This is a genomic window from Alterinioella sp. (assembly GCF_058343375.1).
This window is the reverse complement of the sequence record NZ_JBTUJH010000086.1, coordinates 63,006-80,655: the sequence shown is the minus strand read 5'-3', so window position 1 is coordinate 80,655 and position 17,650 is coordinate 63,006. Positions and strand designations below refer to the sequence as shown.

At 64.0% G+C, this 17,650-nt stretch carries 15 protein-coding genes and 1 tRNA gene; 10 read left to right on the top strand and 6 right to left on the bottom strand.

Going from position 1 to position 17,650, the window contains the following annotated elements; genetic code table 11:
- Window positions 1-133: 133 nt before the first annotated feature.
- Both lpdA and ACW8PS_RS12405 read left to right on the top strand, forming a co-directional pair.
- Entirely contained in the window at window positions 134-1,522 is a 1,389-nt protein-coding gene (gene lpdA / locus ACW8PS_RS12410; protein WP_491527758.1) for a dihydrolipoyl dehydrogenase, read from the top strand.
- Window positions 1,515-1,667 carry a hypothetical protein gene (locus ACW8PS_RS12405; protein WP_491527757.1) on the top strand — a complete coding sequence of 51 codons (153 nt, stop codon included), beginning with the start codon at window positions 1,515-1,517 and terminating at the stop codon, window positions 1,665-1,667. The genes lpdA and ACW8PS_RS12405 overlap by 8 nt, the downstream gene beginning before the upstream one ends.
- A gap of 245 nt (window positions 1,668-1,912) precedes the next feature.
- On the opposite strand, the gene ACW8PS_RS12400 is transcribed toward ACW8PS_RS12405, so the two are convergent.
- Window positions 1,913-2,569 (bottom strand): GntR family transcriptional regulator, encoded by a 657-nt coding sequence (locus ACW8PS_RS12400; RefSeq protein WP_491527756.1) that lies wholly within the window; start codon window positions 2,567-2,569, stop codon window positions 1,913-1,915.
- Window positions 2,570-2,596: 27 nt separating this feature from the next.
- A complete protein-coding gene (locus tag ACW8PS_RS12395) occupies window positions 2,597-3,292 on the bottom strand; it encodes a M48 family metallopeptidase (RefSeq protein WP_491527780.1) in 696 nt (231 codons plus the stop codon).
- 119 nt (window positions 3,293-3,411) lie between these two features.
- Between ACW8PS_RS12395 and ACW8PS_RS12390 the strand changes: the two genes are divergently transcribed.
- The 4 genes from ACW8PS_RS12390 (at window position 3,412) to ACW8PS_RS12375 (ending at window position 6,561) form a co-directional block, all read left to right on the top strand.
- Window positions 3,412-3,747 (top strand): TIGR02300 family protein, encoded by a 336-nt coding sequence (locus ACW8PS_RS12390; protein ID WP_491527754.1) that lies wholly within the window; start codon window positions 3,412-3,414, stop codon window positions 3,745-3,747.
- A 639-nt stretch (window positions 3,748-4,386) separates the two neighbouring features.
- A tRNA-Ala gene (locus ACW8PS_RS12385) sits at window positions 4,387-4,462 on the top strand.
- Between the two features lie 216 nt (window positions 4,463-4,678).
- Window positions 4,679-5,335, top strand: coding sequence for an urease accessory protein UreH domain-containing protein (locus ACW8PS_RS12380; protein ID WP_491527753.1), 657 nt, complete (start codon window positions 4,679-4,681; stop codon window positions 5,333-5,335).
- Window positions 5,332-6,561, top strand: coding sequence for an MFS transporter (locus tag ACW8PS_RS12375; protein ID WP_491527752.1), 1,230 nt, complete (start codon window positions 5,332-5,334; stop codon window positions 6,559-6,561). Before ACW8PS_RS12380 ends, ACW8PS_RS12375 begins: the two co-directional genes overlap by 4 nt.
- 17 nt (window positions 6,562-6,578) lie before the next feature.
- On the opposite strand, the gene ACW8PS_RS12370 is transcribed toward ACW8PS_RS12375, so the two are convergent.
- Window positions 6,579-8,183, bottom strand: a complete 1,605-nt coding sequence (locus ACW8PS_RS12370) for a 5-guanidino-2-oxopentanoate decarboxylase (RefSeq protein ID WP_491527751.1) — start codon at window positions 8,181-8,183, stop codon at window positions 6,579-6,581.
- Window positions 8,184-8,287: 104 nt separating this feature from the next.
- Window positions 8,288-9,523: a lytic murein transglycosylase gene (locus ACW8PS_RS12365; protein WP_491527779.1), complete on the bottom strand. Its 1,236-nt coding sequence runs from the start codon at window positions 9,521-9,523 to the stop codon at window positions 8,288-8,290.
- 232 nt (window positions 9,524-9,755) lie between these two features.
- Between ACW8PS_RS12365 and ACW8PS_RS12360 the strand changes: the two genes are divergently transcribed.
- Window positions 9,756-10,583 carry a universal stress protein gene (locus tag ACW8PS_RS12360; protein WP_491527750.1) on the top strand — a complete coding sequence of 276 codons (828 nt, stop codon included), beginning with the start codon at window positions 9,756-9,758 and terminating at the stop codon, window positions 10,581-10,583.
- Between the two features lie 10 nt (window positions 10,584-10,593).
- Here ACW8PS_RS12360 and ACW8PS_RS12355 read toward each other — a convergent pair whose 3' ends face one another.
- On the bottom strand, window positions 10,594-13,797 hold the full coding sequence (locus ACW8PS_RS12355; RefSeq protein ID WP_491527749.1) for a reductive dehalogenase: 3,204 nt from the start codon (window positions 13,795-13,797) through the stop codon (window positions 10,594-10,596).
- 82 nt (window positions 13,798-13,879) lie between these two features.
- On the opposite strand from ACW8PS_RS12355, the gene ACW8PS_RS12350 reads away from it, so the two are divergent.
- The 3 genes from ACW8PS_RS12350 to ACW8PS_RS12340 are packed head-to-tail and all read left to right on the top strand — an operon-like array spanning window position 13,880 to window position 16,437.
- Complete coding sequence (locus tag ACW8PS_RS12350; RefSeq protein ID WP_491527748.1) at window positions 13,880-14,650, top strand: helix-turn-helix transcriptional regulator; 771 nt, start codon at window positions 13,880-13,882, stop codon at window positions 14,648-14,650.
- 51 nt (window positions 14,651-14,701) lie between these two features.
- On the top strand, window positions 14,702-15,442 hold the full coding sequence (locus tag ACW8PS_RS12345) for an SDR family oxidoreductase (protein WP_491527747.1): 741 nt from the start codon (window positions 14,702-14,704) through the stop codon (window positions 15,440-15,442).
- Window positions 15,442-16,437 carry a P1 family peptidase gene (locus ACW8PS_RS12340; RefSeq protein ID WP_491527778.1) on the top strand — a complete coding sequence of 332 codons (996 nt, stop codon included), beginning with the start codon at window positions 15,442-15,444 and terminating at the stop codon, window positions 16,435-16,437. The genes ACW8PS_RS12345 and ACW8PS_RS12340 overlap by 1 nt, the downstream gene beginning before the upstream one ends.
- Window positions 16,438-16,574: 137 nt before the next feature.
- Here ACW8PS_RS12340 and ACW8PS_RS12335 read toward each other — a convergent pair whose 3' ends face one another.
- Entirely contained in the window at window positions 16,575-17,594 is a 1,020-nt protein-coding gene (locus ACW8PS_RS12335) for a zinc-binding dehydrogenase (RefSeq protein WP_491527745.1), read from the bottom strand.
- Window positions 17,595-17,650 lie beyond the last annotated feature (56 nt).

Here is a 17,650-nt window from a genome sequence, read left to right as displayed (position 1 = left end):
ACGTCGCAAAAAAATTCGCCCGAAAAACCACATGTCTTTTGTCGCAGTTTTCCGAAACCGGTTGACCCAGATCACGGCAACGCCCATTCCTTTGGGAAATCGGCCAAAATCCGACCCAAAGGAGACATCCAGAATGGCAAGCTATGACGTCATCATCATCGGTGCCGGCCCCGGCGGCTATGTCTGCGCCATCCGCTGCGCGCAACTGGGCCTGAAAACGGCCGTGGTCGAGGGGCGCGACACCCTTGGCGGCACCTGCCTGAATATCGGCTGCATCCCATCCAAGGCACTGCTGCATGCCAGCCATATGCTGCATGAGGCCGAGCATAATTTTGCCAAGATGGGCCTCAAGGGAAAATCACCCTCGGTCGATTGGCCGACGATGCTGGCCTATAAGGATGACGTCATCGGCCAGAACACCAAGGGCATTGAATTTCTGTTCAAGAAGAACAAGATCGACTGGCTGAAAGGCTGGGGGTCGATCCCTGCGCCCGGCAAGGTCAAGGTCGGCAATGATGTTCATGACGCGAAGAACATCATCATCGCATCCGGGTCCGAACCGACCGCGCTGCCTGGTGTCGAGATCGATGAAAAGATCGTCGTAACCTCCGAGGGCGCGCTCAGCCTCTCCAAAACGCCCCGCAAGATGGTGGTTATTGGCGCAGGCGTGATCGGGCTGGAACTGGGCTCGGTCTATGCCCGTCTGGGGGCCGAGGTTACAGTGATCGAGTATCTCAACGCGATCACGCCCGGCATGGATGCCGATGTCGCCAAGACCTTCCAGCGCATTCTGAAGAAACAGGGGCTGAAATTCATCATGGGGGCAGCGGTTCAAAGCGTCGAGGCGCTGAAAACCAAGGCCAAGGTGAATTACAAGCTGCGCAAGGATGACAGCGTTCATCAGGTGGATGCCGATGTGGTTCTGGTCGCCACCGGCCGCAAGCCTTTCGTCGACGGTCTGGGGCTGGAAGCGCTTGGCGTCGAAATGACCGACCGCGGCCAGATCCGGACCAATGCCCAATGGGCCACCAACATCAAAGGCATCCACGCCATCGGCGATGCCATCACCGGCCCGATGCTGGCCCACAAGGCCGAGGATGAGGGCATGGCCATGGCGGAGATTCTGGCGGGCAAACATGGCCATGTCAATTATGGCGTCATTCCCGGCGTCATCTACACCACACCCGAGGTGGCGACCGTCGGCAAGACCGAGGAATCCCTGAAAGAAGAGGGCCGCGCCTACAAGGTCGGAAAATTTTCCTTCATGGGCAATGCCCGCGCCAAGGCGATCCATCAGGGCGAGGGCTTCGTCAAGATCCTGGCCGACAAGGACACGGATCGCATTCTGGGCGCACATATCATCGGCCCCGCCGCGGGCGAGCTGATCCATGAGGTCTGCGTGGCGATGGAATTCGGAGCCTCAGCGCAGGATCTGGCCCTGACCTGCCACGCCCACCCGACCTGTTCCGAGGCCGTGCGCGAAGCCGCGCTTGCCTGCGGCGATGGCGCGATCCATGCCTGAGACAAAAGCGTTGCGCGTCACCAAAACGTGGCGCGAAAACTATGATCCGGCGCTTGCGATACGCGCAGGCGACACCGTCACGCCGGGGCGCAAGAGCGACGAATACCCCGGTTGGCAATGGGTCGAAAACCCGCAGATATCCTGACGGGCACCCGCAAGGACGCGAAGGCTGGCTCCCCACCACCCATATCGAAAAGACCTGATCTTTCATCTTGGCGAAAATACCTCGGGGGGTTTGGGGGGCTGGCCCCCCAACCGGTCGGCGCGGCAAAGCCCGCGTCGACCCCCAGAGCACTTCTCAGAAAACATGAACCACTTAACGCTGCCTGAAATCCAAGATTTCAACACGTTAAGCAATGCACCCTGTCTCAGGCATTGGCCAGAAGTGCCTTAGCCCGCCATCAGACGCAACCCTTGCGTGACATCGGCCCGCACCGCCAGACGCAACCCCGGTTCATCGCCCGCCTTCAGCGCCGCCAGAATCAGACGGTGATGACGCGGCGGCTCGGTCCGCCGCAACCGCCCGTAAAGCGCCCGCATCGTCGGGCCCATCTGCAACCAGACAGTTTCCGCCAGTGCCAGCATCGCCGGGGCTTGCGCGCGCAGATACAACGCCCGGTGAAACTCCAGATTGGCCCGGATATAGCCAACCGCATCGCGCTTTGCAACGGCCTCGGCCACGCCGTTATTGATTGTATCAAGCCGCTCCAGCAGGGCGATATGCGCCCGTGGCAGGGCGCGGGCCGCCAGCTCCGGCTCCAGCAGCGCGCGAATGGCCGCCAGTTCCTCGATCCGGTCATTGCTCAGTTCCGGCGTCGCCACCCGGCCCGATGAGGACAATGACAGCGCACCCTCGCTGACCAGCCGCCGCACCGCCTCGCGCGCGGGCGTCATCGAGACCCCGTATTCCTTGCCGATGCCCCGCAGGGTCAGCGCTTTTCCGGGCGCAATCTCGCCATGCATGATCCGGGCGCGCAGCGCGCGAAAGACACGATCATGCGCCACCTGGACGGCACCGGTTTCACTGGGGCGTTGGGTCAGCAACATGGTGCCCACGTGATCACAAGCACGATCTCAGGGCAAGCTGTCGAAGCGCCACGCCTGTAACGCGCTGCCATGGGTCTTCAACCAGCGGCGTGGGGCCTGGTAGCCCGGGCAAAGTCGCGCGCAAGCAGCCCAGAACGCGGGAGAATGGTTCATTTCGACCAGATGTGCCATCTCATGGGCGGCAACATAATCCAGCACCTCGGGCGGGGCCATGATCAGCCGCCAGGAAAACATCAGATCGCCGCGGCTCGAACAACTGCCCCAGCGCGACCGGGTATCGCGCAGCGTGATCCGGCCAAACGGGCGGCCAAGCCGGCCTGCGTGGTGATCGCAGCGTGCAACCAGCGCCTCGCGCGCCATCGCTTTGAGCAGCGTCGCCAGCAGGGGCCCGCAACGGCCATTTTCCGGCATCAGGATCTGCCCCTCGCGAAATCGCGCCACACGACCCGGCCCGGCCACGATCGGGCGATCCACGCCCAAGAGTGGAAACTCAGCCCCGATGGCGGGGCGCTGCATCTCGGGCGCAGCATCCAGATGTTTGCGCACCCACCCGGCCCGTTCGGTCAGAAACTCCAGCGCCTCCCTTTCCCGCGCCTGCGCGGGCATCGACAGGCTGACCATGCGCGATGATTTCGAGACACGAAGCGTAAACCGACGCGCCCGAGGGTGTCGTTTCAGGGCCACCTCGATCGGCGGATCGCCCGCCAGAATATGGAATTTCATGGCCATGTGCCTGCTTCTGCCCTGATTGGCGCCCCGCCCTTCACGGAAAGGCTTTGACAGCCCCCGAACATTGTGTCAGGTGCCGCATTCACTCGATAGCGATGATTGAAGGAGGTGTCATGCCCAAAGAAGAATGGGGCGTAAAGCGGGTCTGCCCGACCACCGGAAAACGGTTTTTCGATCTCAACAAAACACCCGTTGTCAGCCCGTATTCCGGCGAAGTGGTGAATATCGACACCGGCAAGGGATCGCGCACCCTGGTGGCTGACAAGCCCGACAAGGCGGCGACCAAAGCCAAGGCCAAACCCGCTGATGACGACGCGGTTGTCGAAAAAGTGGAACCTGTCGTTGAAGAAGATATCGATCTGGACGATGATCTGCTGGATGACGATGATGACGACACTGTCGCGCTGGACGATATTGCCGATGTCGCCGCCGATGACGACGACAGCTAGGGTCAGGACCCTGATCGGCGCGGGCGCGAACACGCCCGCGCGTCTTTATGTGGATTGATCGGAATCGGCCCGGTCTGGCTATGCTTGGTCCAACCCGACCGGATGAATTCGGATCGGGACCCCTGGCGAGCTGCAATGTCGATCCGGGGCATCCTTGCCAAAATCGGCTTTTGTATTCCCGGTCTTTTCCTGTTCCTCCAATTCCCCCACCCGCCCCGCGCCGATTTTCTGCGCGAAGGGCCGGAGGGAAGGGCCGGAGGGAAAGGCTGGGCCGCGAACGACAATGCCCATGGGCTACCGGAACATGATGATCGGTGTCACGGGCGCGGTCCGGGTTTCGAACAGTTCCAAGCCCCCTTCACGACACTGAGTGAAACACGCCTTGTCCAGGGGTAGTGGATATGGCCAATGAAGTCGCGGGCAGCACCCGTCGATGGGGGCTTGAACCCGGTCGGGGCCGGGATCGGTTGCGCGCCGGCTGCCTGGGGCCCGGACCCATTGAGCCTCGGGGCCGATACAGAGCAGAATTGCCGCGCTGCGCCGGGCCGGGAAATTGGGTCGGCACAGGCAGTTTTTCCGCTTGATCTGCCCCGCGCAACCACCTAAACCGCCCCTACATTCGCATCGGCGGATGTAGATGGGGCCTTAGCTCAGCTGGGAGAGCGCCTGCATGGCATGCAGGAGGTCAGCGGTTCGATCCCGCTAGGCTCCACCAATCTTTTCCAGATCATTGCGAAAGTCGCGAAATTCGGCTTCCGGGCGGCATCGCGTCGATCAAGTCGGGCCGTCTCAGGCTGACCCGACCGGTCCACATGTCACAATTCTGTCATTGGCCGGATGCGGCCAGCAAGATTAACGCTTGAGGCTCCAGCCGGTGGAAGGCCCACCATGGGCGCGAACAATCAATGGGCGGTTCTCGATGGACATTACGATGCAAACGCTGCTGCTTGCCTTTGGCCTTGGCTTGCTGGGGTTCGTTGAGCCCTGCACGATCGGGGCCCATATGCTTTTCCTTGGTGGCCAAAGGGGCCGACCGATAAGCGCACGTCTTGGCGCGGCATCGGTCTTTTTGCTGGCCAGGCTCGTCGTGATGGGCGGGTTCGGTGGTCTGATCGTGATGTTGGGGCAGCGCCTTATCGGCGTGCAGACCGGCACATGGCTGGTGTTCGGCACCATCTACCTTGCTCTTGGCCTCGCAATCCTTGCCGGATGGGACAAGGCGATGCGGCACCGCATTCGAATGGCCCCGGAGCGGTGGAAAGCGGCGTCGAATCCGTTGCTTCAGGGATTGGCTTTCGGGCTCAACATTCCCGCCTGCGCGGCACCGATCCTGTTTGGGCTGATCGGCACCGCGACGGTCAGCGGCTCGGCCATGACGGGGTTTTTGATGATGGCGGTCTTCGCACTGGCGCTGTCGCTGCCGTTGCTGCCGCTCAGCGTCGCGCCGCGCCTGGCCGAGCCGCTCGACCGGCTGGCTGACTGGTTGCGGCCGCGTCGCTGGCTGTTGGGCGGGGTCTTCATCATTCTTGGCATCTGGTCGGTCTGGTTCGGTCTGTTTGTCGATCCGATCGACTGGAGCGGCACATGACACCGCGCCGCCGCTTTTGGCACGTGGCGGGCGCGGGCACCGCCTTTCAGGCAGGCTCGGCGGCGGTCGACAGTGCGACGGTCATGTCGGCGCTGGTGTTTCAGTTGACCGGCAGCGCCGTCGCGGTCGGGGCCGTCTCGACCATCTTGCGGCTCGGCTGGCTTTTGCCGCAGCTTTTTGTCGGCTATTTCGCCGGTCGCGGCGGCTCCTCGATGCCGTTCTATATCATCGGTGCCTTCGGGCGCAGCCTGGCCATCGCGGCCCTTGCCGTCATTCTTTGGTTCGGCGCAATCGCCGGCTGGTCATATGCCGCAATCGGCGCGGCAACGCTGACGCTGTGGGTCATCTACGCCTTTCTCAGCGGCATTGTCGGCGTGCCCTATAATGATATCGTCGCGCGATCCGTGCCCTCCGATCTCAGAAGCCGGATGCTCTCGATCCGCTTTTTTGGCGGCGGGCTGGTCGCGCTTGGGGTTGCCGTGCTGGCCGACAGGCTGCTGCGGGTGCTCGATTTTCCGCTCTCCTATGCCGCCGTGCTGGCCATTGCGGCCCTGTTGATGGTGTTTTCCTCGGTGATCTTCGTCGCGATGGGAGAGCCCGACCGCCCTGCCGCGCCCAAATCCGCACCGGGCTTCATGGCCTATCTGCGCGAAGGGTTCGTGGTGTTCCGTAATGACCCGTTATTCCGCCGTTTCGTCTTTGCGCAATGGTGTGGCGGGGCGGTTCTGATGGCTGCGCCGTTTTTCATCGTGGCGGCAGGAACGCTTGGGGTGGGGTTTGAAAACGTAGCGCTGTTGCTGGGGGTTCAGACCGCTGGCGCGCTTGTTGCCAATCCGCTTTGGGGCTGGTGGGGCGATCGCCGGGGCAAGCTCAGCCTGATGCGCGGGGTTGCCATCGCCCGGCTGGTGCCGCCGCTCATCCTTCTGGGCCTGCTGCTGATACCGGTGCCGCAGGCGGCGGTGATGACGGCCCTGCTGGTCGTGTTTTTCTGGCTCGGCGCATTGTCGAATGGCCTGACCATCGCGGTGATCGGATTGTTGATGGAGATATCACCCGATGACCGACGCCCCGCCTATAGCGGCTATTTCAACGCGTTGACCGCGCCCGCTTTCGTGTTGCCGATTGCAGGCGGCTTTGCGGTGGCAGGCCTGGGGATATGGACCGTTTTCCTTGTCGCCTGCGCCGCGGCCATCGGTCAGGCTGCGTTTCTTGCGTCGCGCCATTAAGCGCAGGCCCATGGCCTTCACAACAACCATTCGCTGTCTTCATGGACCTCGATCAGGGTTGGCCGATCGGCACGCAAGGCGGCACCGAAGGCGTCGCGGAAGGCGGTTTCGCTATCCGGGGCTGCCGCCGCGCAATGGCAGGATCGGGCCAGCATCGCAAAATCGGGGTTCAGCCCATCCACTCCGACCCGGTCGATATCGCGCAGGTCCATATCGTCGCGGATCTGTTTCAGCGCGCCATTGTTCCACAAGATGATGGGCAGCGACATGCCCTGTTCGGCCGCCGCCATCAGTTCCGGCATGGTGAACATGAACCCGCCATCGCCGACAATCACCGCAACCGGGGCCGAAGGACAGGCCATCCTGGCCCCGATCGCATTGGGCAACGCATTGCCAAGCGCGCAGAACCCGGCCGGATACATCCAGCGCCGGGGCGCGCGGGCGGGCAGGCCAAACAGCGCGGTATAGGCGATCTGGGTGGCATCGGCGGACCAGATGATCCCGTCCGGCGCACAATCATCCAGCAGCCGCAACAGGCGCATATGCTGGCGCTCTGAGGGGTTCAGCGTCGCCTCGATGCTGGCGCGCAGGCTGTCAAGTTCGGGCTTGATATCGCCTGCGGGGGTGGCATCGCCAAGCGCGGCCCTGAGCGCCGCCATGGCCGGCCCGGCATCGCCCACGATACCCAGTTTCGGCGGATAGAGATCGCTGATCTTGGCCGGGTCGATATCGACCCGGATGATATCGCCGGGCAGGTCCATCCTTGGCACGTAACTATCGGTTTCGGCCAGTTCGGTGCCCAGGGCCAGAATCACATCGGCGCGGGCCGCGAAATCGCGCACCTCCGGTTTGCCCATCGAAGCCGACAGCGACAGCGGGTGATCATCGGCAACGATGCCCTTGCCGGCGCTGGACGGAATCACCGCCGCGCCAAGCATCTCAGTGATGGCCGTGAGGTCGGCCGAGGCCCCGTTGGCCCCGCCTCCGACCAAGATCAAAGGCCGCTTTGCCGCGCGCAACAGATCCGCCGCCTGGCCGATCAGGCCCATATCAGGCGCGGGGCGCCCCGGCAGCGGCACCGGTTCCCAGATCTCCTCGACCAGCTCGGCCTGCACATCCATCGGCAGCGAAATATGGACAGGCCGCGGCCGGCTGCTGGCGAAAACCGCAAAGGCGCGCGCCATCAGGTCGGGAATATCGGCGGCGCAGGCGGCGGTTGCCGAAAAGGCCGTCATCGGTTCGGTCACGCGTTTCTGATCGGTGATCTCATGCAGCACGCCCCAGCCCTTGCCCAGGGATCGGCTGTCAGGCTCGGCCGAGATCAACAGCATCGGCAGGCTGTCGGCATGGCATTGCCCTACCGCGGTGGCCGCGTTGGTCACGCCGGGCCCCGATATCACCACGGCGACGCCCACTTGGCCCGTGGCGCGCGCCCAGCCTTCGGCCATAAAGCCCGCGCCCTGTTCATTGCGCGCCCGCACGTGATGGATGGCACCCGAATTGGCCCCGCCCGACAGGCCCCGGCACAGATCCAGCGTGTGAACGCCCGGAATGCCGAACACCGTGGTCACGCCATAGCGCGCCAAAAGGCGCATCGTCGCCTCACCGCAAGTCATGCTCATCCCGGGGGTCTCCCTTTCGCTGGCCGATACCGCATTGCCATATCTTGACCACCCCCGCACCGGGAATGCCAGCCCGTTTCGCGGGCCGGATCCGACCCCCCGGGTCAGCGCCGCAGATGGGTCAGCAGCGCCGCGCTGGCGATGCCATCGACGGCCAGCCCGTTGGCGCGCTGATAGTCCCGGATCGCCGCTTGCGAGGCCGGGCCGATCACGCCATCGACACCGCCGGTATCGAACCCCGCCCGGGTCAGAAGACGCTGCACATCCAGCCGCCCGGCCCGGGTCAGCCCGTTTTCATCGGGTGGAAAACTGCCGCGAATGGGCGGGCCACCGATCAACCGGTCCGACAAATGACCAATGCCGATGACATAGTTTTCGGCCGGGTTATAGCGCCAGATCGAGCGGAAATTGCCAAATGCCATCAGACCCGGCCCGTTGATGCCCATCGGCAGCAGGATCCAGGCCTCGCCATGATCCGGCACCCGCGCGCCATCCATGTCGCGCACGCCGATCGCAGCCCAGGCATTTGCGGCGCGCCGGTTGCCGCGCCCGGTCAGACCGGTATCGAACCCCTCCGGAACCTGAATTTCGACCGCCCAGGGCTGGCCGCGCTGCCAGCCGAACCGGGCCAGATAATTGGCGGTCGTGGCCAGCGCATCGGTCGGGTCGGCATCCCAGACGCCCTTGCGCCCGTCGCCGTTGAAATCGACGCCATAGTTCTCCAGCACTTCCGGCATCACCTGGGTGTGGCCCATGGCCCCGGCCCAGGATCCGCGCATATCCGCAACCCGCGCCTCGCCGCGATCAATCGCCCTGAGGGCGGCCATCAGCTGCGCGTTGAACAGCCGTTCGCGGCGGCCATCAAAGGTCAGCGTCGCCAGCGCCGCCAGCACCGGCACATCGCCCATCCGGGTGCCGTAAAAGCTCTCCATCCCCCACAGTGCGACCAGAACCTGTTTCTCGACGCCGAACCTTTCCTCGATGGCCGCCAGAGTGCGGGCATGCTGGCGCATCTTGGCGCGCCCCTCTGCAATGCGTTCATCGGAGGCCGCGATGGCCAGGTAATCCTCCATCGTGCGGTTGAATTCGGCCTGGTTTCGGTCGCGTTCAATGACCTGCGGCACATAGCCCATGGCCCGCGCAGCCTGGGCCATGGTCGGCTCGGATATGCCATTTGTCACCGCCCGGGCCCGAAACCCCGCCAACCAGGCGTCGAAATCGGCATTGGGCACCCTGCGCCATTCATTTGCGGCCCGCGTCGGCAAGCTGAGGCCCGTGGCGCAGCCCGCAAGTGCCAGGGCAGGCAAGCCAAGGGCCACGGCGCGACGGGTGGGTTGGATCGGCATGGCGGCACCTCCTGCGTTCGGCCTGCGCCAGATTGCACCGAAATTCCGCGGGCTGGCAATGGGACGGGCCACGCTCATGGCCCGATACCGCGACACCCTGCCCCTTTTTTCCATTCTTTCGGTTTTGGCGCAGGCTGTTATATGTTACAGGCATGTGAGGCTTGATGAATTTGTGAAACACCCCGGATCGACCAAGCCCCGCCACAACGACAGACAGGAATCTGACATGAGCCTGAAATCCATCCTTTGCGCCTATAGCGGCGAGACAGCCGGTGGCGGCGAACTGCGCCACGCGCTGCGCCTTGCCAAACAGCATGACAGTTACCTGACCGGCGTTCTGCGCCATGGCCGCGCGCCGATGGAGACCCGGTTTCAGGGCATGATCCCGCGCGACATCATGGACCGGCTGCGCGCCGCAGAGCGGGACCATATCCAGGAGATCGCGCGCAAATTCACCAAGACCATGGAAAAATCGGGCATGGCTGAGCGGTCGGAATTCATCGATCTCGAACCCGAAGATGGGCTGCGCCTGTCGGAACTGGCACGCTATTACGACCTGATCGTCACCGGCACGCAAGGCAGCGCCCTGACCGATGCCCATATGGCCGCCAACCCCGAAAGCATTGCCCTGAACAGCGGTCGTCCGGTGCTGATCGTGCCGGAAGGCTACGAGGCCGAGGGCCTGTCGCGCCACGCCATCATTGCCTGGGACGGCAAGAAATCAGCCGCCCGCGCGCTTGGCGACGCGATGCAGACGCTTGAGCAAAAACCAAAGGTCACGGTGTTGACGATCGGCAATTCGCCGCCCGAGGTGGTGCCGGGCGGCGGTATCATGGCGCTGTTGGAGCGTCACGGCGTTCATGCCGCCAGCCTGCATATGCCGCGCGACCGGCGCTCGATTGCCAGGATCATCGACGAGGCCGCCCAAAAGGTCGGGGCCGAGCTGTTGGTCATGGGGGCGTTTGAGCACAGCAAGTTCTCGCAGGATCTGTTTGGTGGCGTGACCCATGAGATCCTTAAATCGGCCCGAATTCCGGTTCTGATGAGCCATTGAATCGGCGCGTTTAGAGGTCCAGCTCGATCACCCCGCCCGGATCCGCCGCGCGGCTTTGGCAGGTGATCATCGCGGTTTCGCGCTGCGCCTTGGACAGCACAAAATCGCGATGTTCGACCGCGCCCGACAGGACGCCGCATTTGCACACCCCGCAAATGCCATCCTCGCATTTGATGTCGATGGCAAAGCCCGCCGCCTGCAACGCCTCGGCCGCTGATCTGTCCGCCGGCACCGCAATGTCGCGCCCGTCCCTCAGCCGCAGGGTAAAAGCGTGGTTTTCATAATCCGGCATTTCGGGCACCGAGAAATATTCCAGATGCCGCGCCGTTTCGGGAAAGCCCGCATCCTCTGCCGCCGCAATCACGCCCTGCATGTAGCGATCAGGCCCGCAGGTATAGACATGCTGGCCGGGCTGGTATCTGCCCAGAATAGCCGCAAGATCGGCCCGGCTGCCTTCATCCGAGACATGCAGATGAACATGCGCAGCCCAGGGCATCGCCGCCAGATCCTCGAAATACCCCGCCCCGGCCCGGCTGGAGCAGGAATAATGCAGCGCGAAATCCGCCCCGATGGCATGCAGCCGGTGGCCAAAGGCGATCATCGGCGTGATGCCGATGCCGCCGCCCATCAGGAAGGTCTTGCTGGCGCTTTCCACCAGCTCGAAATGATTGATCGGCTTTGAGACAAATATCTTGCGCCCTTCGCTGAAGATCCGGTGCATCAGCCGGGAGCCGCCGCGCCCAGCATCTTCGCGCAACACGCCGATCTGGTATTTGCTACGGTCCGCCGGATCGCCCGACATCGAATATTGGCGCAGAAATTCCGGGGCCACCACGATATCGAGATGCGCCCCCGCGCTCCATTGCGGCAAATCACTGCCATCCAGGCTGCGAAACTCGTATTTGGTGACATCGGGGGCCATCGCCTCAGCCTTGCTCACCACGACCTGAATCACCGGCGCATCGCCGGGCACCTGATATTCATGCAGAAAATCGCGTTCGCCCGCTTTCAGACGCGCCTGATATTCGCGCGCCGTGATCATGGCCTGATAGGCCTCGATACCCTTTTCGCGATCCATCGCAAACGGGTAGGGCCAGGGGTGCGGGGCCAGCGGCGCAGGATAGACCGCCAGCGTCTGATCCTCAAATTTCAGGTCCAGATCCTTTTGCAGATCACGGCGGTTCACCGAATGGCGGGACGGGCGATAGGAACCATCGGGCTGCAATTCGATATCCCACCACCATTTCTTGACATCGTTGAGGCCGCCATTGCCCACCGCATCATCGAGCCGGGCCAAGAGCGGCGCGGCGCGCGGGATCTTCATCGCCGCCCATCGGAACGGGGCCTCCTTGAACAGCCCCTCAAGGTTCCAGGGGCAGGTTTTCATGCAGCGCCCGCACATTGCGCCGCCCTTGGTGGTGATCCGGTACGTGGCGCATTTCTGGCTGTCGGATTTCCAGATCTCATAGCCGTTGAACATCAGTTTCGGCCCGGCGGTGATGGCCCCCGAGGGGCATTCGCGGGCGCATTTATTGCAGGATTCGCAGAACTTTTGCAGGCCGAAATCAATCGGTTTGTCATGGGTCATCGGCATATCGGTGGTGACCACGCCCGATTTCAGCCGCGGGCCCAGATAGGGGTTCAGGATGACCTCGCCAATGCGGCTGACCTCACCCAGACCCGCGAGCAACAAAAGCGGCGGTTGCAGCACTTCGCCATCCATCACGGAATGCGCCTTGGCCTTGTAGCCGAGATTGCGGATCTGCGCCGCGATCACGCCGCCAAGCAGGGAAAACCGCAGATAGGCGCGCATCGATTGCGCCACCGCGATCCAGTCATCGCCCGATGAGCCTTCCATGGTTTCATAGCCCTGGTCGATGATCATCGAAATGGCCTGATCATGCGGCGGGTCGATGGGCTGGCCGGTGGCATCATGGGAATACCAGGTCCAGTCCGGGCAGCGGCTGATGCCGACCGCATCGACCCCCAGAAAATAGCTTGCCGCCTTGATATTGGCCGCGTTGCGGGCGGCATCATCGGGGCGCGAACCGTCGCCCGCGGGCCCGTCCTGCAACAGCACGAAGGCCCCAAGCGCGCGGCGCTGCGCGAAAGCCGGGGCCGCCTTGCGCACATAATGCCCGCCCCTGGCCCCGTCCTGCAAGGCCTTGCCCATATCGCCAAACTGCGCCCGTGCGAACATGTCGGCGCGTTTGGGAACCCGGGCCACGCGGGCCTCGTCAATATAGGTGGTGGGGGTGTCGACGCGGGTCAGTTTCTCGAACGGATGCGCGCCATCGACGAAGCGGCGCTTGTCATAGGGGTTGGCATTCAGCGCCGAGCGGGCAAAGCCCTTGCCCACCCACCAGGCCGGGCCGCGTGTCCTGAATGCCGGTTGCCGGTCCGGCGCGGCCAGCGGCTGGTCACAGGCCAGGTCCATGGCGCAGGTCACCACCGCCACGCCGAACCGATCCCCGATATAGGGGGCCACCAGCCCGTCATCACCGCCCCAGGCCAGCCCCGCCGCGACCGTCAGCTTGTTCAGGTCAACATCGCTGGCCGCAGCCGAATGGGCCTTGGCGTCAAAGCCCAACAGCCGAATGTAATTGGCCAGCACGCAGGCGGTTTCAGTGGCCCGGATGCAGGCGCGATGGGCCAGCGCATTCTGCAACCACTCGCACCCCTCCTCATCCTCATCGGGGCTGCGCGGGTTCTCATACAAAAACACGATCGCATGGGTGTGGCCATCAATTGTGCCGGGCGGGGCCTGCATGCTTTCCTTGAGATCGGCCATGATCACGTCGATGCCCGAGGCCAGCGTTTTGGTCTGCCGGGTGCGTAAATCCTGCGCCAGACGGTCAATATCGGGGTTGGTGATCGGGCTGGCCAGCAGCGCCGATTGCGGCAAGGCACAAATCCCCACCATCGCGGCATCCGAGAAATAGCCGAACGCCTTGAGATGATTGGCGCGCTCGACCGGGTCGGCGGGAATTTCAGCCATCGCCTTGTTGACCAGCCCGTCGCGGATCGCATCCATCATCGCCTGATAATCCGCCATCGCATTGACGATGCTTTCGGGGGCATCCGGTCTGCGAAAGGACAGGGGCACCATCGCCGGCACCGCGCCCAGATCAACGGCCTCCACCCGCACTAGGCGTTCAAGCGGGAAGGGGCCGAGATGAACGGGGCGGTTCTTGTCCGAGAAAATGCGCGTCATCTGCTTCCTTCCGCCGGGCCGGGGCTGTGCCTTGAATAGCGGCACCAGCGGCGATAGTCATGTCACCCGAATGGATGACAATATGATCCCCCTTCCCCGCGACTCGGCGGCGCGGCTTGCCGCTTCGGTGCCGGGGCCGGATTTCGGGCAGCATCTGCTGGCCCATATCCGCGCCGCCGCCAGCATCGCCAATTTCGGTGCCTTCTACATCGCCGATATGGCGCGCCCCGACCCGGTGCTGTCGGTCTGGTCGGGCGAGATGAGCGATTACTGGTTCACCCGCAACGCCCGCACCATCCTGTCCAATGATTTGCTGCGCGATGACATCGTGGCCCGCGTTGCCCGCGCCAAGGGCGGCGGGCTGGCGGTTGAACGCTGGCACCCGCCCGCCGATGATCCGCGCGCGCCGATCTATATCCGCGACGGGGTGATCGAACGGGTCACGGTTTCGTCGCGGTCGGGCCGGGCCGGGTTCTTGTCTTTCTATCTGCGCGGCGCGGAGGCCGGCTGGATCAAAGACGCGGAGTTCACCCGGCTGAAACAGGTCTTGCCGCTGGCCCATGAACTGATCGGGCTGCGCCACCGGATCGTGGGGTCGGAGGCCTTCCATTTTTCCAGCCGCGCCAGCGCATCCGCACTCAGGGAACGCAATGTCGCCCGGTTCGCCACCCTGTCGCCGCGTGAGGCACAGGTTTGCGACCTGATCGTGCGCGGCGTCACCGTGGCGGGCAGCGCCCTGGAACTGGGGGTGTCCGAGAACACCATCCGCACCCTGCGCCGCCGGGCCTATCGCAAACTTGGCACCGCATCGGCCGCGCAACTGGTGGCCCTTGTGCTCAGCGACGCGCGATAGGGGTTTTCGATCCCGCCGTTTCATGGAACCTTGGCGGCAAAGGGGGCACATATGCGTTTGGATGGAAAAACGGCGATCATAACCGGGGCCGGGTCGGGCTTTGGCGCGGGCATCGCGGCGCGGTTCGTGACTGAGGGCGCGCAGGTTCTGGTGGTAGATCTGAACCCGGACGCGGCGCAGGGCGTGGCCAGCGATATCGGCGCAACCGCGCAAGTGACAGATGTCAGCCTTGCCAGCGATGTGGCCGCGATGACCGAGGCGGCGCTGGCCAAATGGGGCCGGATCGACATTCTGGTCAATAATGCGGGCATCACCCATAAGCCGAAACCGCTGGAGGATGTGACCGAGGAAGAATTTGACCGGGTCCTGTCGGTCAATGCCAAATCGGTCTATCTGACGGCGCGCGCCATTGTCCCGCATATGAAAGCTGCGGGCGCAGGCGTGATCCTGAATGTGGCCTCGACGGCGGGGGTGTCACCGCGGCCCAACCTGAACTGGTATAACGCCTCAAAGGGCTGGATGATCACCGCGACCAGGACCATGGCGGTGGAACTGGCCCCGTTTGGCATCCGCGTCAATGCGGTCAATCCGGTGGCGGGCGAAACGCCCTTGCTGAAAAGCTTCATGGGCGAGGACACGCCCGAGATCCGCGCAAAGTTTCTGTCCACGATTCCGCTTGGCCGGTTTTCGACGCCGCAGGACATCGCCAATGCGGCGCTTTATTTGTGCTCGGATGAGGCCGCCATGGTCACCGGCGTGGCGATGGAAGTGGATGGAGGGCGCTGCATATGATGACCCCCGGCCCCCTCAACCTGATCACCGATGTGGCGGGGCTTCGGGTCGGCAATGCGCAGGATGATGAGGTCAAGACCGGGGCCACGGTGCTGCTGTCGGACCGCCCCTTTACCGCCGCCCTGCATGTCATGGGCGGCGCGCCGGGCACGCGGGAGACCGACCTGCTGGCCCCCGACAAGATTGTGCAACAGGTCGATGCGCTGGTGCTGTCGGGCGGATCGGCCTTCGGGCTGGATGCGGCATCGGGCGTGGCCGACGCGCTGCGCGCACAGGGGCGCGGCTTTGCCGTCGGTGATCAGCGCGTGCCGATCGTGCCCGCCGCGATCATGTTTGATCTGCTGAGTGGCGGCGACAAGAATTGGCCCCAGAACCCCTATAAACGACTTGGCGCTGCGGCGTTGCAGGCGGCGGGCACGAAATTCGCGCTTGGCACTGCCGGCGCGGGCACCGGGGCCACGATTGCCGATCTCAAGGGCGGCCTCGGGTCGGCCTCGCTGCGTCTGCCCTCGGGCCATATGGTCGGTGCGCTGGTCGTGGTCAATGCGCTTGGCCAGGTCACCGTCGGGCAGAGCCCGCATTTCTGGGCCGCCCCGTTTGAGATGGCGGACGAATTTGGCGGTCTCGGCCCGGCCGCCGGTTTCGACCCGGCTGCGATGCCTCTGCACAAGGGCCGCATCGGCGAGGCCACCACCATCGCCATTGTCGCCACCGATGCCGATCTGACCCAGGCCCAGGCCACCCGCATGGCCACCGCCGCGCATGACGGCATGGCGCGCGCGATCTATCCCAGCCACACTCCGATGGATGGCGATCTGATCTTTGCCGCCGCAACCGGGGCCCGCCCAATGCGCGATCCGATCTGGGACCCGTTGCAGCTTGGCCATGCAGCGGCGCTGTGCCTGTCGCGGGCCATTGCGCGCGGCGTCTGGCATGCAACGCCCGCGCCGGGCGATACGCTGCCCAGCTGGCGCGACCGGTTCAGACCGGGCTGACAAGGCCAGAGCGCCCTCGGGACATGGCGACCGCGACCCTGACCGCCATTGCGCCGCAAAGGCGTTTTTTCATGCGCCCTGCGCTGATCATGAAAAGATCGCTCAAACCGGTGGCGCAGGATCGACCGGCCCTGACCTCAAGGGGCCAGCAGTAACTTCGCGCCGCCAACCGACAGCGCGGCGCGAAACCGGCCAAGCGCCTGATCCAGCGGCAGGGTCTCGGAAATATCGGTGCGCCAGGCCCCGCTGGCAAAGCGCGCCTGCACTTGCGAGATCACGGCACCCTGTTTTTCAACCGGCGTGGCGCGCATCCAGGCGCTCAGCCAGAAGCCTTCGATCTTCTTGCCCATGAAAATGAACTGCCCCATTTCAGTCAGAACCGGGGGCGTGGTGGCCAACCGCCCATATGGCACCCAACGGGCCGCGCGCGGCATCGCAAAGAAAATATCGGCCGAGACCTGATCGGCGACGGCATCCAGCAGGATGCGCGGCCCATCTGCCTTGATCACGGCAGCCATTCGGGCGGCGAAATCCGGGGCCGAGCTGACCAGCACCTCCGCCGCCCCCATGGCCTTCAGCGCCTCGACCTGTTCACCCCGGCGCACCACCGCAATCGGGGCGATCCCGTTATCCTTGCCCAGACCGATCAGGAATTTGCCAAGCTGCGATCCCCCGGCGGTAAGGATGAAACTGCCGGCACCATCGGCGCGCACGATATCGAACATCGCCATCGCAGTGACCGGATTGACGATTAACCCGGCAGCGTCCTCATCGCGCAGATCCGGCCTGACCGGGATCATCATATTGGCATCGGTCAGGGCATATTCGGCCCAGCTGCCCGATCCGCTGGCGAAAAAGCTGACCCGGTGACCAATCAGCGGTGTGTCGCCGGCCACAATCTCGCCCACGCCCTCGAACCCCGCCGGGCTGCCCTTGACGCGGCGCTGGCCGTAAAGCCCGGCCACAAACATCAGGTCAGACGGGTTTACCGCCGCGCGGGCCAGTTTGATCAGCACCTGGCCCGGGCCGGGCTCGGGCACGGCAATATCGGCCAGATCCAGATAGGGGGAAAGGTCGCGGGGCATATCGGTGGCGCGGTCGGTGGCATAGCCATCTTCGCGCAATACCAGGGCAGTCATTGTTGCAGGCAGGGCCATTGCCGGGTCTCCTTGCTGACGGATCATTGCAAGCTGGGGTCGGAACCCGCAAAGGA